Raw genomic sequence first — 18131 nt, 5'->3', positions numbered from 1 at the left:
ATCGCATCAACCGGCAGCACCCGATGTGACCGGCTGCTGCAGCTCAGTCACCCAGTCAGCCTGGTCGTCGGATTCGGCGCGCACATACAGCTCACGGCATGGCCCGGTGGGCGACATTCGTCGTGCCGCGATCTCCTCGTGAATCGCCTGCCACGACGCGGCGATTCCCGACATCTCACCGAGGTGCACTCCGCAGACCGCGATCTCGACTGCAGGAAGCTCGACGATGTCGAAGGCCGCGTTCGGGGCTGCGGAGCAGGCATAGCCGACCGTGACTTCGAGACCGTCGTCAACCATGTCGTACTGCACAACCGGGGTGTCGAGGGCTCCCTTCACATGACCGATGACCGCGGCGATGCTGTCAAAGGTTGGTCCGACATACTCGGAGACTTCATGACGGCCGGCGAGCTTCGTCGACTTCGCCGCCAGACGGAGGGCAGGCAACGGCTTCTGGATGATCTCAATGGGTGACATGGTGTGTTCCTCTCGCAATTGTACGAGCCGTCGTTCGACATCAGTGAGTCGTGCCTGACTGATCCGGTGGTCGCACTCGATCTCGAGCCTGCGGCTGGCGAGCACCGACGCGATCTGGTGCGAGTCGATGCCGTGCTGCAGCAGCAGCGTGATCTCGGTGAGACCCATGCCGAGCTGTCGCAGCGCGACGATTCGGTGCAGCCGCTCAAGCTGCGACGGGTCATATGCGCGATACCCAGACGCCGAGTCGGTCTCGGCAGGCACCAGGAGCCCCTCGGCATGCCAGTGGCGCAGCATGCGCGGCGTCACCTGGCCGAGTTGAGCGAAGGCTCCTATGGACAGCATGTGTTCACTCCATCGCTTCACACAGTGTGAGGGTCAAGTGGCAGTATTCCACGCCGCTTCGGTCAGCTGAATGCAGGTGTGGCCCCGCTCGAAAGCGGGGCCACACAGCATCAGTGCAGGTCCGAGACGTCAGCCGGCGAGGCCGCGTCGCTCCAGCAGCGGAGCGATGTCGGCCGGACGGCCGCGGAACTCCTCGAAGGCCTTGATGGGATCCTTCGAGCCGCCGACGCCGAGCACCTTCTGCCTGAAGGCCTCGCCGATCGCGCGCACGTCACCCGAGGACTTGAAGTACTCGACCGTGTCGGCATCCATGACTTCGCTCCAGATGTACGAGTAGTACCCAGCCGAGTATCCGCCCGCGAAGACGTGCTGGAAGTACGTCGTCGAGTAGCGGGTCGGAACCACGGGGTTCAAGAGCCCAGCGGCTTCGAGGGCCTGGCGCTCGAACTCTGCAACGTCGGTGATCTCGTCGTCAGCGGTGATCCGGTGCCACGCCTGGTCGAGCAGCGCGGCGGCGAGGTACTCGCTCGTGCCCTTGCCCTGGTCGAACGAGCCGGTTGCCTCGATGCGCTCGATGATCTCGCGCGGCAGCTGCTCGCCGGTCTCAAAGTGCTTGGCGTAGTTCTCGACAACCTCGGGCCACAGCATCCACAGCTCGTTCACCTGGCTGGGGAACTCGACGAAGTCCCTGAAGACGTTCGTGCCAGAGAATGACGGGTAGGTCACCTTCGCCAGCAGGCCGTGCAGCGCGTGCCCGAACTCGTGGAACAGCGTCGAGGTCTCATCGAACGTCAGCAGCGTCGGCTTGCCCTGCGGCGGCTTCGGCACGTTGAGGTTGTTCATGACGACGGTGGGCTGATCGAGCAGGGTGTTCTGCGAGATGAGGGGGTTCATCCACGCGCCGCCGCGCTTCGAGTCGCGGGTGTAGAGGTCGAGCAGAAAGAGCCCGAGCGCCGAGCCGTCCTGGTTGAACACCTCGAAGATGCGGTTGTCGGGGTGGTAGCCGACAAGATCGGTGCGCTCCGTGAAGGTGAGCCCGTAGACCAAGTTCGCTGCGAAGAAGACGCCGTCGTGCAGCACGCGGTCGGCCTCGAAGTAGGGGCGAAGCGCCGCGGTGTCGACGTCGTACTTCTTGGCCCGAACGCGCTCGGTGTAGAACGCCCAGTCCCAGCTGGCGAGTTCGTGCGAACCGCCGGCCGCCTCGATCTCCGTGCGCAGCGCATCCGCCTCTGCATCCGCATTCCTGCGTGCCGCGGGTGCCAGCTTGTCGAGCATCGCCGCGACGTTCTCTGGCGACTTCGCGGTCTCGTCGGCCGTGATGTACTCGGCGTGCGACGAGAATCCGAGCAGACCAGCGCGCTCAGCACGCAGGCGGGTGATCTCGAGCACGACGCCCGAGTTGTCGTGCTCATTGCCGCGGGAGGCACGCGAGAGGGATGCGCGCATGACGCGCTCGCGCACGTCGCGGTTGGTGAGCGAGGCGAGCAGCGGGTGCCCCGAGAACAGGGGCAGCGTGATGAGCCACTTGCCTTCGAGGCCGCGGTCGGCTGCGGCAGCGGCTGCCGATGCGATCTCACCTTCGGCCAGGCCGTCGAGCTCTGCGACGTCATCGATGACGACGGCGAGGTCGTTGGTCTCTGCCTGCAGGTTCTTCTCGAACAGGGTCGTGAGGCTCGCGAGACGCTGGTTGATCTGCTTGAGGCGGTCGGTCTTGGTGTCGTCGAGGCCCGCACCGCCGAGTGTCATCTCCTGGTAGCGACGCTCGACGAGGTAGCGCTGCTCGTCGGTCCAGGCTGCGTCGGGGCTGTCGTGCAGCGTCTTGATTCGTGCGTACAGGGCCGGATTGAGCGAGATGGCATCGCTGTGAGCCGCGAGCTTCGGGGCATACTGCTCGTCGAGCTCTTCGAGGGCTGGGCTGCTGTCGGTCGAGGTCATCGAGAAGAACACATGGGCGACGAGCTCGAGGATCGCTCCTGACGATTCGAGGGGAACCATCGTGTTGTCGAATGTCGGCTCGTCGGTCTGCGCGACGATCTCGTCGATCTCGCTCAGGTGCTGCTTGAAGCCCGCGTCGAATGCGGGTGCGAAGTGCTCATCGCGGATCTGGTCGAACGGTGGGAGCTGGTACGGAAGCGTCGATGCTTCGAAGAACGGATTCGTCATGGCTTCAGGCTATCGCCGCAGACGATCCTGTAGCGTCAGCACCATGAGTCGTGTGCCCACAGGAGTCAGTGCCTTTCCACTCACGCCGCTTCGCGATGATGCCTTCGACCGGCCTGCATTCGAGCGTGTCGTAGCCCGCCTGGCTGCTGCCGAGGTCGACACGATCAGCGTGCTCGGCTCGACGGGCTCCTACGCGTATCTGAGTCGTGCCGAGCGACGCGAGGTCGTCGAGGCGGCGGTTGCTGCGGCTGACGGTGTGCCGGTGTCAGTGGGCATCGGCGCGCTGCGAACGTCGCAGGTGCAGGCGCTTGCCGAAGAGGCTCAGGAGGCCGGGGCCGACGGCGTGCTGCTGGCACCCATGAGCTACCAAGCCCTGAGCGACGACGAGGTCTTCGGCCTCTTCGACGACGTCACCCGAGGCCTCTCGGTGCCGCTGACCGTCTACGACAACCCCGGCACGACGCACTTCACGTTCACGACCGAGCTCGTTGCCCGCGTGGCTGCGCTGCCGAATGTCGCGGCCATCAAGATTCCGCCACCTGCGCCCGACCGAGTCGAGCCGCGCATCCGCGAGATTCGTGCCGTGATTCCGCAGAACGTGGCTATCGGCATCTCGGGCGACAGCACCGCGGCGTCAGCGCTGCTGGCCGGCTGCGATCTGTGGCACTCGGTCATCGGCGGCGTGCTGCCTGAGGCTGCGATCGACATCGCACGTGCCGCGAGAAGCGGAGACGCGGATGCGGCGCTCGCCGAGTCAGACCGGCTCCGTGGCTTCTGGCAGCTCTTCGCCGAGCACGGCAGCCTCAGAGTCACCGCGGCCATCGCCGAGCACCTGGGACTCGTCGCCGCAGACTCGCTGCCGAAGCCCATCCGCGGACTCCCGGCGCCAGCCAGGCAGCAGGTCGCCGACGCGCTCAGTCTTCTCGACTGACCTCGATGTCGCCGTCGACGTTGGTGATGACGGTGCCGTCGTCGAGGGTGACGACGGGCTCGCCTTCAAGGTAGGTCAGCGTCCAGCCCCACGTGCTGACGTCGGCGTCGAGATCGTAGAGCGTCTGCTCCTCGTCGCGGATCGCCTGGCGGATGCCGAGGTGCAGCGACGCAGGAGGGTCATCTCCGACGGCCCAGCGCTTGCCGATCTGCATGTCAGCGCCCTTCGCTGCCGGGCAGGTCGCGGGTCTCGATCGCCTGCGTCGGGAGGTCCCACGAGTTGGCGGGCTCATCCTTCGGCTGCTCGGCTGCGGGCTGCTGCACGGGGATCGCCTGCGTCGGCAGGTCGACTCCGGAGGGCTCGGCTGCTGCCGGCGCTGCGGGGCCTTCGCCGTCTGCGAACTGCAGCTCGCGGATCTCGAGCTCGTCGCCGGCCACGAACTCGAGGCTGCCGATGCGGCCGACAGCCGCGAGGTCACCCGAGGCCTGCTCGATGCGCGAGAGCACCTCGCCGGGGCCAGCGATCGTCACCGACTGCACCTGCGTCTTCTGCGACACCTTGGCGTCGGTCTTCGCGCGGCGCACCATGATGAGCGCCTGGCCAACAGCCGAGAGGATGCCGCGCGACTCAGCCGACGAGGGCAGGTTGTGCACGGTGGGCCACTTGGCCAGGTGCACCGAGTCGTCGTGCGTCCAGCTCCAGACCTCTTCTGTCGCGAAGGGCAGGTACGGCGCGAGCAGGCGCAGCAGCACTTCCATGGCGCTGCGCAGCGCGCGGATCGCCGAGCCCTGGCCGACGGGGTCGCCCGAGTAGGCGCGCTCCTTCACCAGCTCGAGGTAGTCGTCGCAGAACGTCCAGAAGAACGTTTCGATCGTGTCGAGCGCCTTCGCGTGGTCGTATGCCTTCAGCGATGCCGTCGACTTCTCGATCACGTTGCGAAGCTCGCCGATCATGTCGATGTCGATGGGGTTGGCGATGTCGCCCGCCTCGCCCTCCATCTGGTAGACGAACTTCGCGGCGTTCAGCACCTTCATCGCGAGGCGGCGGCCGATCTTGATCATCTTGGGGTTCTGCGGATCGAGCGTTGCGTCCATGCCGAGCTTGCTCGACGCGGCCCAGTAGCGCACGCCGTCTGAGCCGTGGGCTTCGAGCATCCCCTGCGGGGTGACCACGTTGCCCTTCGACTTCGACATCTTCTTGCGGTCGGGGTCGAGGATCCAGCCCGAGAGCGCCGCGTTCTTCCAGGGCGCCTTGCCGTTCTCGAAGTTCGAGCGCACGACGGTCGAGAACAGCCAGGTGCGGATGATGTCCTGGCCCTGAGGGCGCAGGTCGAACGGGAACAGCAGGTCCCAGAGCTCCTGATCGCGGCCGCCCCAGCCGCCGACGAGCTGCGGTGTGAGCGACGAGGTCGCCCAAGTGTCCATGACGTCGACCTCGCCGACGAAGCCGCCGGGCACGCCGCGCTGGTCTGCCGTGTAGCCGGAGGGCAGGTCGGTCGACGGGTCGAGCGGCAGCTGGTCGGGCGTGGGCAGCAGCACCTTGTCGTAGTCGGTGTTGCCGTCGGCGTCGAGCGCGTACCAGACGGGCACCGGAACACCGAAGAAGCGCTGGCGCGAGATGAGCCAGTCGCCGGTGAGGCCGTTCACCCAGTTCTCGTAGCGCACGCGCATGTGGTCGGGGTGCCAGTCGATCGAGCGGCCGAGCTCGATGAGGCGCTCGCGCAGGTCGGCGTCACGACCGCCGTTCTTGATGTACCACTGGCGGGTCGAGACGATCTCGAGCGGCTTGTCGCCCTTCTCGAAGAACTTGACCGGGTGGGTGATGTTCTTGGGCTCGCCGATCATGCGACCTGCGGCCTGCAGCGCGTCGACGAGCGCCTTGCGGCCCGAGAACACCGTCTTGCCGGCCATCTCTGCGTACACAGCGCGACCGGACTCGCTGGTGATCGCCTCCGGGGCTTCGCTCACGAAGCGACCGTCGAAGCCGAGCACCGAGCGGTTCGGCAGCTGCAGGTCGCGCCACCAGGTGACGTCAGTCGTGTCGCCGAAGGTGCAGATCATGGCGACGCCGGTGCCCTTGTCGGGCTGTGCGAGCTCGTGCGCGACGAACGGAACCTTGACGCCGAACACGGGGGTCTCGACCTCGGTGCCGAAGAGGTGCTTGTAGCGTTCGTCAGTCGGATGCGCGACAACAGCCACACAGGCCGGCAGCAGTTCGGGCCGGGTCGTGTCGATGCGGAGGTCGCCGTCCTGTGACGTGAAGAGCAGCGTGTGGTACGCGCCAGGCTGGTCTCGGTCTTCAAGCTCTGCCTGGGCCACTGCGGTGCGGAACGTGACGTCCCACAGGGTCGGCGCATCCGACTGGTATGCCTCGCCGCGCTCGAGGTTGCGCAGGAACGCGAGCTGGCTCGTGCGACGGGTGTCGTCGCTGATGGTGCGGTAGGTCTGCTTCCAGTCGACCGAGATGCCGAGGGTGCGCCACAGCTCTTCGAACTTCTGCTCGTCTTCTTCAGTCAGGCGCTCGCAGAGCTCGATGAAGTTGCGGCGTGAGATCGGCTGCTGGTCGGCGGCCTTGATGCTCTTGCCGTCGCCGCCCTCGTGCGGGGGAGTGAAGTCGGGGTCGTACGGCAGCGTCGGGTCGACGCGCACGCCGTAGTAGTTCTGCACGCGGCGCTCGGTGGGCAGACCGTTGTCGTCCCAGCCCATGGGGTAGAAGACCTGCTTGCCGAGCATGCGCTGGAAGCGGGCGACGATGTCGGTGTGCGTGTAGCTGAACACGTGGCCGATGTGCAGTGATCCCGACGCCGTGGGCGGGGGAGTGTCGATCGAGTAGACGGTCTCGCGCGTCGCCTCATCGCGACGGAAGGCGTAGACGCCAGCCTGTTCCCACTGTGCGTCCCATTTGGTCTCGAGTCCTTCGAGTGCGGGCTTGTCGGGCATGCTCATGGCTGTCACCTCTGCTGATCGATCTGCACGGCATCGCGTCTTATGCCAGCTTCATGGGCCGACAGTGATGCCTGGTTGTCGCATCGAGTGTACCTGCAAGTCGCAGGAGTGCGCCGGGTCAGCGGTCGTTCGAGTCGCGCTCCCGCTGTTCGCGGCTGCGAAGCACCCACTGCAGCAGCGCATTGATGAGGAAGAGCACGCCGGCGATGATCATGACCGTGGAGATCCAGCCCTCGTCGGGCCGGAGTGCGCCGGCAGCGATCATGCCGAGGCCTGCAATGAGAAACAGGATGGGCGTGATGGCTTTCTGGGGCGTCTTCCACATGGGTGCCAGTCTACGGGCGGGCGGAGGGTCGATGGGGGCCGAGCGCCGGTCTGAACTCCCTTTGGAGTGAAGCCTCGGTGCCAGGGCAGCCGCACGCCTCAGCACCGCGGCGAGACGACCTCGCGGAAGCCGCGCTCGCCGAACTGGTGCTCGACGCCGAGCGATGCCAGCTGATCGCGCACCGACGCGAGCCGGTCAGCGTCGACGTCGACCACGAGCGAGGCGTCGAGGCCGTACGTGACCTCGGGCTCGAGCCCCTGCACGCGCAGCGCGTGCTCGATCCTGCCCGCGTCTGCAATCGGCAGCGTCAGCAGCAGCTGCCGCGTCGCGACCCGGTGTCTGCGGCCTGCGGCGGCCAGCGCATCCGTCGCCGCCCCCGCGTATGCGCGGATCAGGCCGCCCGCACCCAGCTTGGTGCCGCCGAAGTAGCGCACCACGATCACGCCGACGTCGGTGAGCCGCTGCTGGAGGATGGCCTGCAGCATGGGGGCTCCGGCCGTGCCTGACGGTTCGCCGTCGTCGTTCGACCTGCTCGCCTCGCCGCCTGCTCCCACGACCGCTGCCGTGCAGACGTGTCGCGCATCCGGATGCGCCCTGCGCTGCAGTCGCACGTGCTCGGTGAACTGCTCGAGCGACGAGACGCGAACCGCGACTCCGATGAAGCGCGATCGCTGGATCTCGTTCTCGATCGACGCGTCGCGGGCGATCGACGCATAGTCGGTGATCGCGGGGTCGGGCATGGGACGAGTCTACGGACTGGCTCGAACCGGGCGAGGGCATCTCGACACGACGCGGTCGCACAGTAGGATTCGATAGCAGGCCACCGGCGGACAGCGAGTCTCGCCGGAACAAGAAGGAGTGTGCGGCACATGGAGAAACGCGGACGCGGACGCCCGAAGGTCTCTTCTGTCGGAACCATGTCAGAGGCAGCCGTCGAGCTGTTTCTCGAAGTCGGATTCGAAGAGGCATCCATCGATGACATCGCTGCGCGCGCAGGAGTGTCTCGCGGGTCGTTCTTCACCTACCTTCCTGGCGGCAAGGCCGATGCGCTGTGGCACTACCTCGAGCCCACGATTGAAGCGGTTGAGCCGAAGGCGGCAGAGTCCGGTGCTCGCAAGCCCGTGCGCGAATGCATCGAGGCTGTCGTGCAGGCCGTCGAGCCCTGGGGCGACAGCGTGCCGCAGATTCTGCGCGACGCCGAGCTCATGCACGTCGAAGAGGTGCTGCAGAACACAGGAGGCAAGCGCTTCGAAGAAGCCGCCGAGCGTCTCGCAGTGCACATCGCCCTCGCTGAGGACTCGCTGCCCGAATCGCCGCGTCCCGCAACGATCTCGAGGGCGATCGTCGGTGCCGCGCTCGGTTCGATTCGCGCCTGGATGCAGCACGCATCAGAGCCGGCTGCGGACGCAGTGCGCCGCGGACTCGAGCCGCTCGTCGCCTACGAGGCGAAGTAGCGCACAGGCAAACTGCAGCCGCCCCTACGACGTGCAGTAGGCGGTGACCGCTTCGATCTGCTGCTGCAGCGCAGCCAGCTCGGTCTGCATGTCCTGCAGCGACGCCAGCGGGTCTTCGGTGTCGATGTTCGAGAGCTTGCCGGTCAGCGCCTCTGCTGTCGCGCGCAGGTCTTCGAAGTGCGCCTGCAGCTCGGCGTCGCCCTCGATGCCCTGGCCGAGATCGCTCAGCTGCGTCTTCGCCTGGTCGATGAGCCCGATCAGCTGAAAGACGTCGCCCTTGTCGAGGCTCTCCTTGAGCTGTGCCATCGTCTTCGAGAGGCCGTTGAGCTGGTCGACCGCTGCGCGGCACTGCTCGGAGGTGACCTCGTCAGAGCTGATGGTCGGGTATGACTCACTCGGCTCGGGGGCTGACGGCGTGGGCAGCGAGAGGCCAGCGCACCCGACGAGCGAGAGCGCAAGCAGGGCGGCCGTCGGCAGAGCAAGTCTTCTCATGAGCGACAGAGTAGCGGCCGGTGGAATGCGCCGCCTGTGAGCGCCGTCGCCGCGGGTCGTGTCGCGCGCGATGCGTTGGTACCATTGGCAGCAAGGCATTGATCCGGCCATCACCGGGGAGCATTCGGAAGAACAGCCTGCGAGTGATCGCGGGCCCAGTAGAACCGAACGGGGCAGGCCCGTCACAGCCGCAGTGAGAGCGGCGCATCGAGCAGATGCGCAATTCGGGTGGTACCGCGCGAAAGCGTCCCGAGACACGCACTGCGAGCAAAGGAAGCCAGTTGTACCCCAAGAACCGCGACGAGCAGACGCCGGCATCGCCCTCGTTCCCCCAGATCGAAGAGGGCATCCTCGCGTTCTGGAAGGGCGACGACACCTTCCGCGCATCGATTGCACAGCGTGACGAGGCACCCGAGTGGGTCTTCTACGACGGCCCGCCGTTCGCAAACGGCCTGCCGCACTTCGGCCACCTGCTGACCGGCTACGTCAAAGACGTCTTCCCGCGATTCCAGACCATGCGCGGCAAGAAGGTCGAGCGCCGCTTCGGCTGGGACACCCACGGCCTGCCGGCTGAGCTCGAGACCATGAAGCAGCTCGGCATCACGACCACGCGCGAGATCGAGCAGATGGGCATCGACACCTTCAACGCGAAGGCCAAGGAGTCCGTGCTGCAGTACACGCGCGAGTGGGAAGAGTACGTCACCCGCCAGGCGCGCTGGGTCGACTTCGAGAACGACTACAAGACCCTGAACCCCGAGTTCATGGAGTCGGCGATCTGGGCGTTCAAGACGCTGCACGACAAGGGCCTCGCATTCGAGGGCTACCGCGTGCTGCCGTACTGCTGGCGCGACGAGACGCCGCTGTCGAACCACGAGCTGCGCATGGACGACGACGTCTACAAGGACCGCCAGGATCAGACCCTCACGGTCACCTTCCCGCTGCGCGGCGAGAGGGCGGATGCGCTGGCACTGTCGGGCGTCGCAGCGCTCGCCTGGACGACGACTCCATGGACGCTGCCGACCAACCTCTCGATCGCCGTCGGGCCCGCCATCGAGTACGCCGTGCTTCCCGTCGGCCCGAACGGAACCGAAGCCGGCGCGACCGCCGTGCTGCTCGCATCCGACACCATCGGCGCCTACGCGAAGGACCTCGGCTACGAGTCGGAGGAGGACGCCCGCGCAGCAGTAACGAAGACCGTCATGGGCTCTGAGCTGGCAGACGTCGAGTACGAGCCGCTGTTCGACTACTACACAGACGCCGAGCAGTTCGGCACCGGCAGCGCCTTCAGGATCCTCGTCGACGACTACGTCGCAACGGGGGAGGGCACCGGCCTCGTGCACCAGGCGCCCGCATTCGGTGAAGACGACCAGCGCGTCTCGAACGCGGCGGGCATCCCGACGATCGTGTCGCTCGACTCGGCCGGGCTGTTCCTGCCCGAGGTGAGCGATGTCGCCGGGCAGCTCTGGCAGGACGCCAACAAGCCCCTCACGCGCCTGCTGAAGGACGCAGGCCGCGTCGTGCGCCAGGCTTCGTACGTGCACTCGTACCCGCACTGCTGGCGCTGTGGCAACCCGCTGATCTACAAGGCGGTCTCGAGCTGGTTCGTGCGCGTCACCGACTTCAAAGACGACCTGCTGCAGGCCAACGAGCAGATCAACTGGGTGCCCGAGAACGTCAAGCACGGCCAGTTCGGCAAGTGGCTCGAGGGCGCTCGCGACTGGTCGATCTCGCGCAACCGCTACTTCGGCACGCCGATCCCGGTCTGGAAGAGCGACAGCGACGAGTACCCGCGCGTCGACGTCTACGGATCATTCGAAGAGCTCGAGCGCGACTTCGGCCGCCTGCCGCTTGACGAGGAGGGCAAGCCGAACCTGCACCGCCCGTACATCGACGACCTGACGCGTCCGAACCCCGACGACCCCACCGGCCAGTCGACCATGCGCCGCATCGAAGACGTGCTCGACGTCTGGTTCGACTCGGGCTCGATGCCGTTCGCGCAGGTGCACTACCCGTTCGAGAACGCCGAGTGGTTCGACACGCACAGCCCCGCTGACTTCATCGTCGAGTACATCGGCCAGACGCGCGGCTGGTTCTACGTCATGCATGTGCTCTCGGTCGCGCTGTTCGGGCGCCCCGCATTCACGAACGTGATCGCGCACGGCATCGTGCTGGGCTCCGACGGCCAGAAGGCGTCGAAGAAGCTGCGCAACTACCCAGACGTCAACGAGTCGTTCGACAAGTACGGCTCAGACGCCATCCGCTGGATGCTCGTCTCGAGCAGCATCCTGCGCGGCGGCAACCTGTCGGTCTCAGAGGCAGGCATCAGAGAGGCGCTGCGGCAGTTCCACCTGCCGCTGTGGTCGACCTGGTACTTCTTCTCGACCTACGCCAACAGGGCGGTCGACGGCAAGCCCTATGAGGCCAAGCGCCGCACCGACTCGAAGAACGTGCTCGACCGGTACATCCTGGCGAAGCTGCGCGAGACGGTCGAGACCGTGCGCGCGTCGCTCGACGCCCTCGAGATGACTGGTGCGACCGGTGCCCTCCGCGACTTCGTCGACGTGCTGACGAACTGGTACGTGCGCCGCTCGCGCGACCGGTTCTGGACTGGCGTGAACGAAGACCCCGCATCGACCGAGGCCTTCGACACGCTGTACACCGTGCTCGAGACGCTCACACAGATCGCGGCCCCCATCGCACCGCTGACGACCGAAGAGATCTGGCAGGGGCTCACCGGCGGCCGATCGGTGCATCTGACCGACTGGCCGGAGGCCGCAGAGCTGCCCGACAACCCGGCGCTCGTGCAGACCATGGACCACGTGCGCCAGGTCGCCAGCGCCGGCAACGCGCTGCGCAAGACCACGCAGAAGCGCGTGCGCCTGCCGCTGCCGTCGCTCACGGTCGTCAGTGACATCGACGCGGCAGACTTCGCCTCGGTGATCCGCGACGAGCTGAACGTGCGCGAGGTCGTGCTCGAGCAGCAGCACGAGGACTCGCTGGCGCAGTTCGGCATCGGCCGCACGCTGCAGGTCAACGCCCGAGCAGCCGGCCCGCGCATCGGCAAGGACGTGCAGCAGGCGATCAAGGGATCGAAGACCGGCGACTGGTCGATCGACGGCGACACCGTCGTGTCAGGCGGGATCGAGCTCGTCGAGGGCGAGTACGAGCTGAAGCTCGAGGTGCAGGACGACCAGGCCGCTGTCGGATTCATCCCCTCCGGCGGATTCGTCGTGCTCGACACGACGACCACCGCCGAGCTCGAGGCAGAGGGCGCGGCCCGCGATGTGATCCGCGCCGTGCAGGACGCGCGCAAGCAGGCGGGCCTCGACGTCTCAGACCGCATCTCGCTGCGCCTGGCCGCACCCAACGCAGAAGAGCTGCAGGCAAACGAGTCGCTCATCGCAGAAGAGACCCTGGCGACCAGCATCTCCATCGTCTCCGGTGGCGAGCTCACGATCGAAGTGGAGAAGGCATGACCGACGTGACCCCGGGCGATCAGCCCGTCGACGAGGCCATCCTCGACACGCTCGAGGACCGCGAGGCCGCAGAGGCCGCGTACCAGCAGCTGTTGGAGCGCGCAGGAGAGCAGGCGGTCGAGCCGAGGCTTGCCGCCACAGCACGAGCAGTCGAGCTGCTGGGCGATCCGCAGCACGCGGCGCGCGTCATCCACGTGACTGGCACCAACGGCAAGGGGTCGACCGCACGCCTGATCGAGACGCTGCTGCGCTCGCACGGCCTGCGCACGGGCCTGCTCACGAGCCCCCACGTCGACCGCGTCAACGAGCGCATCATGATCGACGGCGAGCCCGTCAGCGACGAGGCGTTCGCGCGCAACTGGGCCGACGTCAGCCCGTTCCTCGAGCTGGTCGACGCCGAGCTCGAGGCCGACGGGCAGCGACGGCTCACGTTCTTCGAGGCGATCACCGTGCTCGCATTCGCGATCTTCGCCGACGCGCCCGTCGACGTGCAGGTGCTCGAAGTCGGCATGGGCGGCCGCTGGGACTCGACGAACGTCGCCGACGCCGACGTCGCCGTGTTCACGCCGATCGCGCTCGACCACACGAACAGGCTCGGCGCCACGATCGAGGCGATCGCAGGCGAGAAGGCCGGCATCATCAAGACAGGCTCGCGCGTCGTGAGCGCCGAGCAGTCCGACGAGGCCAGACACGTCATCCAGTCGGCGGCAGTCGAACTCGGATGCCCGGTGCAGTGGGAGGGCGAATCCTTCAGAGTCGACGACGCAATGGTCGCTGTCGGCGGCCTCATGGTCACCCTCAGCACTGCCGCAGGCCACAAGGATCCGACACCGCTGCCGCTCATGGGCAGACACCAGGCGAACAACGCCGCGCTCGCGGTCGCCGCGGTCGAAGCGCTGCTGGGCTCCGACGACCAGGGGATCGCGGCTGACGTGCTCGCCGACGGCTTTGCACTGGCGACCTCCCCCGGAAGACTCGAAGTCATCGGCAACGACCCCGTCGTCATCGTCGATGCCGCGCACAACCCGCATGCAGCGCATGCGCTTGCCGAGGGCATCCGCGAATGGTTCCAGCCCGAGGGCGTGCAGATCGTGCTCGGCCTGCTGCAGGGCAAGGACGCACGCGGCGTGATCGAGCAGCTGCAGGGGCTCGTCGACACGGTGGTTGTCACAGAGTCAGACACCGAGCGCGCCATGCCCGCCGATGAGCTCGCAGCGATCGCCACAGACGTGCTGGGCGACGAGGCGGTCATCGTCGAGCCGCACCTGCTTGAGGCTGTCGAGATCGCACGCGAGCGCGCATCCGACAAGGACCAGCCCGTGCTCGTCACCGGGTCGATCACGCTGCTGGGCTCCGTGATCCGCCACGCAAAGGAAGAGATGTGGATTCGCCGATGAGTGCCGACGAGAAGAATGCCGCAGCCGCGAAGGCGCCGCGTCGCAAGCGGGGCGTGCTCGAGCAGCTGCTGACGATCGTGCACTGGCTCGAAGTGCTCGCGCTGGTGTTCGCCGCCATGGCGATGTGGGGTGTGTCGCGCGACTGGCCGCAGCCGCTCACGGTCTTCGGAGTGATGATGGTCCTGGTCGTCGTCACGCGACTGCTTCGATTCTCGTGGGGCTGGGCGGCATCGCTCGTCTCGCAGGCGCTGGTGCTGTCGCTCGGCTTCATGGACTTCATGCTGATCGTCGTGGGGCTCATCTTCTTCGCCATGTGGGTGTTCTGCTTCATCAAGGGGCGACAGATCGAACGACAGCAGAGAGCCGGGTAGGATTCTGCACATGGAGAACACCCTCGTACTGCTCAAGCCCGACGCCGTGAAGCGACAGCTCATCGGCGAGATCATCGCCCGCATCGAGGCGAAGGGCTACGTCATCGAAGACATCGACATGCTCGTGCCCGAGCGTGACACGCTCGCCGCCCACTACGAAGAGCACGAAGGCAAGCCCTTCTACGAGCCGCTCCTCGAGTTCATGTCGTCTGGCCCCGTCGTCGCGCTGAAGGTCTCGGGCCACCGCGTCATCGAGGGCTTCCGTTCGCTGGCCGGCACCACCGACCCCACGGTCGCTGCTCCCGGAACCATCCGCGGTGACCTCGGTCGCGACTGGGGCAAGAAGGTCGTCGAGAACCTCGTGCACGGCTCAGACTCGTCGCTGTCGGCAGAGCGAGAGCTCGGCATCTGGTTCAGCTGATTCTGCTTTGAGCAGGGCCCGCGTCGCTTGTGCGATGCGGGCCCTTCACTGTTGCATCAGATGAACACTGTTGCGTCAGATGAACATCAGCCTGATCAGGTTGGGCAGGCGCACGGCCACCGTCAGCACCACGGCGATCAGCAGCGCGAGCGACAGCAGCCACGAGAGGGCGCGGTTCTTCTTCGCGAAGGCCGACACGCGGCTGCCGAGCGGAATCGCGCCTTCTGCGACCGAGTGGGTCAGCAGCGGGAAGACCATCGTGTAGACGACGACCCACACGAGGAAGCACCAGGGGCACACGACGCCGAGGAAGAAGATCGAGTTCCAGGCGAGCCAGAGCACGAAGCCGAGAGCGCCGATGACGCCGACCGTGAACGCGGCCCAGAACCACCGGGCGAACTTCGCGCCGGCCAGCAGCGAGACGCCGACCGCGATGGGGGCGACGAATCCCATCAGGCCGATGAGCGAGTTCGGAAATCCGAAGACCTCGCCCTGCCACGCATTCATCGTCGTCGAACACGTCAGGAACGGGCTGATGTCGCAGGCGAGTTCGTGATCGGGATTCTTGAGCACCTCGAACCCCTCGGCGGCGAGCTGGAACGAGCCCAGAAGCCCGAGAGCGCCCGTCACGATCAGCAACCACGCGAGCCAGTTGGGGGCGCCGATGAGCGCGCGTTCTTCAGAAGCGGGTTTGGTCATGGCTCCTCCTACACATCCATTCAACCAGCCTGCGGTAGTGTGGACTGGTCGGACTGCGAAGAGTCCCCCAGAAGTTTTAGCACCCGCAGCGAACCTGCGCGGGTCACCAGACAGCAGCCGCGAGACGCGGCCCTTGAGGAGTACGCCAGGAATGGTGAAAAACAGGATCACAAAGAAGTCGAACAAAGCAGCAGCCGAGCTGGCAGACCAGCAGGCTGAGATCGCTGAAGAGCAGGCCCCCGAGGCCGCCGAAGCCGAGTCTCAGACTGTCGAGCCAATCGTCGCTGAAGATGTTCCGACCGTGCCCGGCAGCGACGAGCAGCCTGCGGCTGAAGCGGCATCGACCGATGCAGCAGGGCCCTCAGAGGCAGCCGAGTCGGCAGAGTCTTCAGAGTCTTCAGACGAGACGGATGCGGCGGCTGTGGTCGCCGAGTCGGCGCCAGAAGAGCCCGCCGCACCGGTGAGCCCGTTCGCGCTCGTGTTCAAGGCCCCGGATCTCGCTTCGCTTCCGCCGCTGCCTGCGGTCGACAGCTACAGCGATGACGATGACGATGACGATGATGACGACCGCGACCACCGGGGTGGCCGCAAGTCGCGTCGAGGACGCTCGCGCACCCGCCGCGGGCGCGGCCAGTCAGATGACGATCGCGAGCCGATCATCGAGCCCCAGAAGGTCCAGGGCTCGACTCGCCTCGAGGCAAAGCGCCAGCGCCGTCGCGACGGCCGTGACGCAGGACGCCGCCGCACCGTCGTGACCGAGAGCGAGTTCCTCGCACGCCGCGAGTCGGTCGAGCGCAGCATGATCGTTCGCAGCATGCACGACCGCGTGCAGCTCGGCGTGCTCGAAGACGGCGTGCTCGTCGAGCACTACGTCGCGAAGTCGAGCGAGTCGAGCATGATCGGCGACGTGTTCCTCGGTCGTGTGCAGAACGTGCTTCCGAGCATGGAGGCCGCGTTCGTCGACATCGGCCGCGGCCGCAACGCCGTGCTCTACTCGGGCGAGGTCGACTGGGCAGCCGCCGAGCTCGACGGCCAGCCGCGTCGCATCGAGAACGCGCTGAAGCCCGGCGACACCGTGCTCGTGCAGGTCACGAAAGACCCGGTGGGCCACAAGGGCGCCCGACTGACGAGCCAGGTCTCGCTTCCCGGCCGCTACCTCGTGTCGGTTCCCGGCGGTGCCATGAACGGCATCTCGCGCAAGCTGCCCGACACCGAGCGCGCACGCCTCAAGAAGATCCTCAAGCAGGTGCTCCCGCAGGATGTGGGCGTCATCGTGCGCACCGCCGCCGAGGGCGCAACAGAAGACCAGCTGCGTCGCGACGTCGAGCGCCTCACCAAGCAGTGGACGCGCATCCAGGAGCAGGCCAAGTCGGGCAAGTCGCCGCAGCGCCTGCACGGAGAGCCCGATCTGCTCGTGAAGATCATCCGCGACGTCTTCAATGAAGACTTCACGAAGCTCGTGATTCAGGGCGCTCACGCGCACACGACGATCACCGAGTACCTCGAGGCGATCGCGCCCGAGCTGCTCGAGCGTGTCGAGGCCTACGAGGGCACCGACGACCCGTTCGACCACTTCCGCATCAAGGAGCAGATCCAGAAGGCGCTCGACCGCAAGGTCTGGCTGCCGTCGGGCGGCTCGCTCGTCATCGACCGCACCGAGGCGATGACCGTCGTCGACGTCAACACCGGTCGATTCGTCGGCCAGGGCGGAAACCTCGAAGAGACCGTCACGAAGAACAACCTCGAGGCTGCAGAAGAGATCGTGCGCCAGCTGCGCCTGCGCGACATCGGCGGCATCATCGTGATCGACTTCATCGACATGGTGCTCGAGTCGAACCGCGACCTCGTGCTGCGTCGTCTCGTCGAGTGCCTCGGCCGCGACCGCACGAAGCACCAGGTCGCAGAGGTCACCTCGCTCGGCCTCGTGCAGATGACTCGCAAGAAGCTCGGCCTCGGCCTGCTCGAAGCGTACTCAGAGCCCTGTGAGGCCTGTGCCACACGCGGCATCATCGTGCACGCAGAGCCGATCGGCAAGGGCTCGAAGTCTGACGGCGGTCGCAGCAAGCGCGGTCGCGGCGGTCGTCGAGACCAGCAGGAGCAGAAGCAGAGCGCGCCGACGCCCAAGCACGAGATCACCGATGACGCTCGCAAGGGCCTCTCGCAGATCGCCAGCGCGGGCCGCAAGCCCGAAGACGGCGACGGCTCCGAGAGCGACGCCTCAGCAGACGAGGCCCCGAAGCAGCCCGCCAAGAGCGAGCAGTCGAACGGTCGTGAGCGTCAGCAGAAAGAGCAGCCCGCAGCACGCGAGTCCCGCGGCCGCCGCAGCTCGTCGCGTCGCGCATCCACGTCGGGTGTTGTCGCCGCACCGGCCGCAGACAGCGAACCGAATGCTCAGCAGTCAGAGCCGGCTGCAAAGAGCGGCTCTGAAAGTGCAGACGACGTGCGCATTCTCGACATTCCCGTTGCCTCGGCTCAGAAGCCCGAGCGCGAGCCGCAGAAGAGCCTCGAAGACATCGACGGACTCCTGTCGGGCGCTCTCGACAAGCTGCAGCAGCCCGAGCCCGGAACCGGTCGTGTCGCACGTCGTTCGCGCCGTGCTTCGAGCGGTGTCATTCGCACGAACGACGCTGAGTAGACG

Annotated in this window: 15 protein-coding genes; 7 read left to right on the top strand and 8 right to left on the bottom strand. The window is 66.6% G+C overall.

The window, feature by feature from the left end:
- Nucleotides 1-6 precede the first annotated feature (6 nt).
- Both CZ674_RS09370 and CZ674_RS09365 read right to left on the bottom strand, forming a co-directional pair.
- Entirely contained in the window at nt 7-819 is an 813-nt protein-coding gene (locus tag CZ674_RS09370; RefSeq protein WP_086992255.1) for a MerR family transcriptional regulator, read from the bottom strand.
- 129 nt (nt 820-948) lie between these two features.
- Nucleotides 949-2982, bottom strand: a complete 2034-nt coding sequence (locus CZ674_RS09365) for a M3 family metallopeptidase (protein ID WP_086992254.1) — start codon at nt 2980-2982, stop codon at nt 949-951.
- Between the two features lie 43 nt (nt 2983-3025).
- Here CZ674_RS09365 and CZ674_RS09360 point away from each other — a divergent pair, with 43 nt between their 5' ends.
- Nucleotides 3026-3913: a dihydrodipicolinate synthase family protein gene (locus CZ674_RS09360; RefSeq protein WP_327078619.1), complete on the top strand. Its 888-nt coding sequence runs from the start codon at nt 3026-3028 to the stop codon at nt 3911-3913.
- Here the strand turns inward: CZ674_RS09360 and CZ674_RS09355 are convergent.
- From CZ674_RS09355 to CZ674_RS09340, 4 genes are all read right to left on the bottom strand, one after another.
- The gene (locus CZ674_RS09355) at nt 3897-4127 is read right to left on the bottom strand and encodes a hypothetical protein (protein ID WP_086992252.1); all 231 of its coding nucleotides are present in this window, start codon (nt 4125-4127) and stop codon (nt 3897-3899) included. The genes CZ674_RS09360 and CZ674_RS09355 overlap by 17 nt on opposite strands.
- Before the next feature lies 1 nt (nt 4128).
- Nucleotides 4129-6852: a valine--tRNA ligase gene (valS, locus tag CZ674_RS09350; protein WP_086992336.1), complete on the bottom strand. Its 2724-nt coding sequence runs from the start codon at nt 6850-6852 to the stop codon at nt 4129-4131.
- 124 nt (nt 6853-6976) lie between these two features.
- Nucleotides 6977-7183, bottom strand: a complete 207-nt coding sequence (locus CZ674_RS09345; protein WP_086992251.1) for a hypothetical protein — start codon at nt 7181-7183, stop codon at nt 6977-6979.
- Between the two features lie 98 nt (nt 7184-7281).
- Nucleotides 7282-7923, bottom strand: coding sequence for an IMPACT family protein (locus tag CZ674_RS09340; RefSeq protein ID WP_086992250.1), 642 nt, complete (start codon nt 7921-7923; stop codon nt 7282-7284).
- A gap of 129 nt (nt 7924-8052) precedes the next feature.
- Here CZ674_RS09340 and CZ674_RS09335 point away from each other — a divergent pair, with 129 nt between their 5' ends.
- A complete protein-coding gene (locus CZ674_RS09335) occupies nt 8053-8637 on the top strand; it encodes a TetR/AcrR family transcriptional regulator (RefSeq protein WP_086992249.1) in 585 nt (194 codons plus the stop codon).
- Between the two features lie 24 nt (nt 8638-8661).
- Here the strand turns inward: CZ674_RS09335 and CZ674_RS09330 are convergent, their stop codons facing one another.
- Entirely contained in the window at nt 8662-9129 is a 468-nt protein-coding gene (locus CZ674_RS09330; RefSeq protein ID WP_086992248.1) for a hypothetical protein, read from the bottom strand.
- Between the two features lie 215 nt (nt 9130-9344).
- Between CZ674_RS09330 and ileS the strand changes: the two genes are divergently transcribed.
- The 4 genes from ileS to ndk are packed head-to-tail and all read left to right on the top strand — an operon-like array spanning nt 9345 to nt 14794.
- Nucleotides 9345-12605, top strand: coding sequence for an isoleucine--tRNA ligase (ileS, locus tag CZ674_RS09325; protein WP_086992247.1), 3261 nt, complete (start codon nt 9345-9347; stop codon nt 12603-12605).
- Entirely contained in the window at nt 12602-14002 is a 1401-nt protein-coding gene (locus CZ674_RS09320; RefSeq protein ID WP_200810078.1) for a bifunctional folylpolyglutamate synthase/dihydrofolate synthase, read from the top strand. Before ileS ends, CZ674_RS09320 begins: the two co-directional genes overlap by 4 nt.
- On the top strand, nt 13999-14373 hold the full coding sequence (locus tag CZ674_RS09315) for a DUF4233 domain-containing protein (RefSeq protein WP_143244704.1): 375 nt from the start codon (nt 13999-14001) through the stop codon (nt 14371-14373). The genes CZ674_RS09320 and CZ674_RS09315 overlap by 4 nt, the downstream gene beginning before the upstream one ends.
- A 4-nt stretch (nt 14374-14377) precedes the next feature.
- Complete coding sequence (ndk, locus tag CZ674_RS09310) at nt 14378-14794, top strand: nucleoside-diphosphate kinase (RefSeq protein ID WP_086992245.1); 417 nt, start codon at nt 14378-14380, stop codon at nt 14792-14794.
- Between the two features lie 75 nt (nt 14795-14869).
- Here the strand turns inward: ndk and CZ674_RS09305 are convergent, their stop codons facing one another.
- Nucleotides 14870-15493: a vitamin K epoxide reductase family protein gene (locus tag CZ674_RS09305; RefSeq protein ID WP_086992244.1), complete on the bottom strand. Its 624-nt coding sequence runs from the start codon at nt 15491-15493 to the stop codon at nt 14870-14872.
- 151 nt (nt 15494-15644) lie between these two features.
- Between CZ674_RS09305 and CZ674_RS09300 the strand changes: the two genes are divergently transcribed.
- Nucleotides 15645-18128: an Rne/Rng family ribonuclease gene (locus CZ674_RS09300; RefSeq protein ID WP_086992243.1), complete on the top strand. Its 2484-nt coding sequence runs from the start codon at nt 15645-15647 to the stop codon at nt 18126-18128.
- The last annotated feature ends 3 nt before the right edge of the window (nt 18129-18131 follow it).

Origin of the sequence: Agrococcus casei LMG 22410 (assembly GCF_900163565.1) — a bacterium.
Lineage (GTDB): Bacteria > Actinomycetota > Actinomycetes > Actinomycetales > Microbacteriaceae > Agrococcus > Agrococcus casei.
Note: the sequence above shows the minus strand (reverse complement) of the source record. Positions and strands in the feature narration are given on the sequence as shown.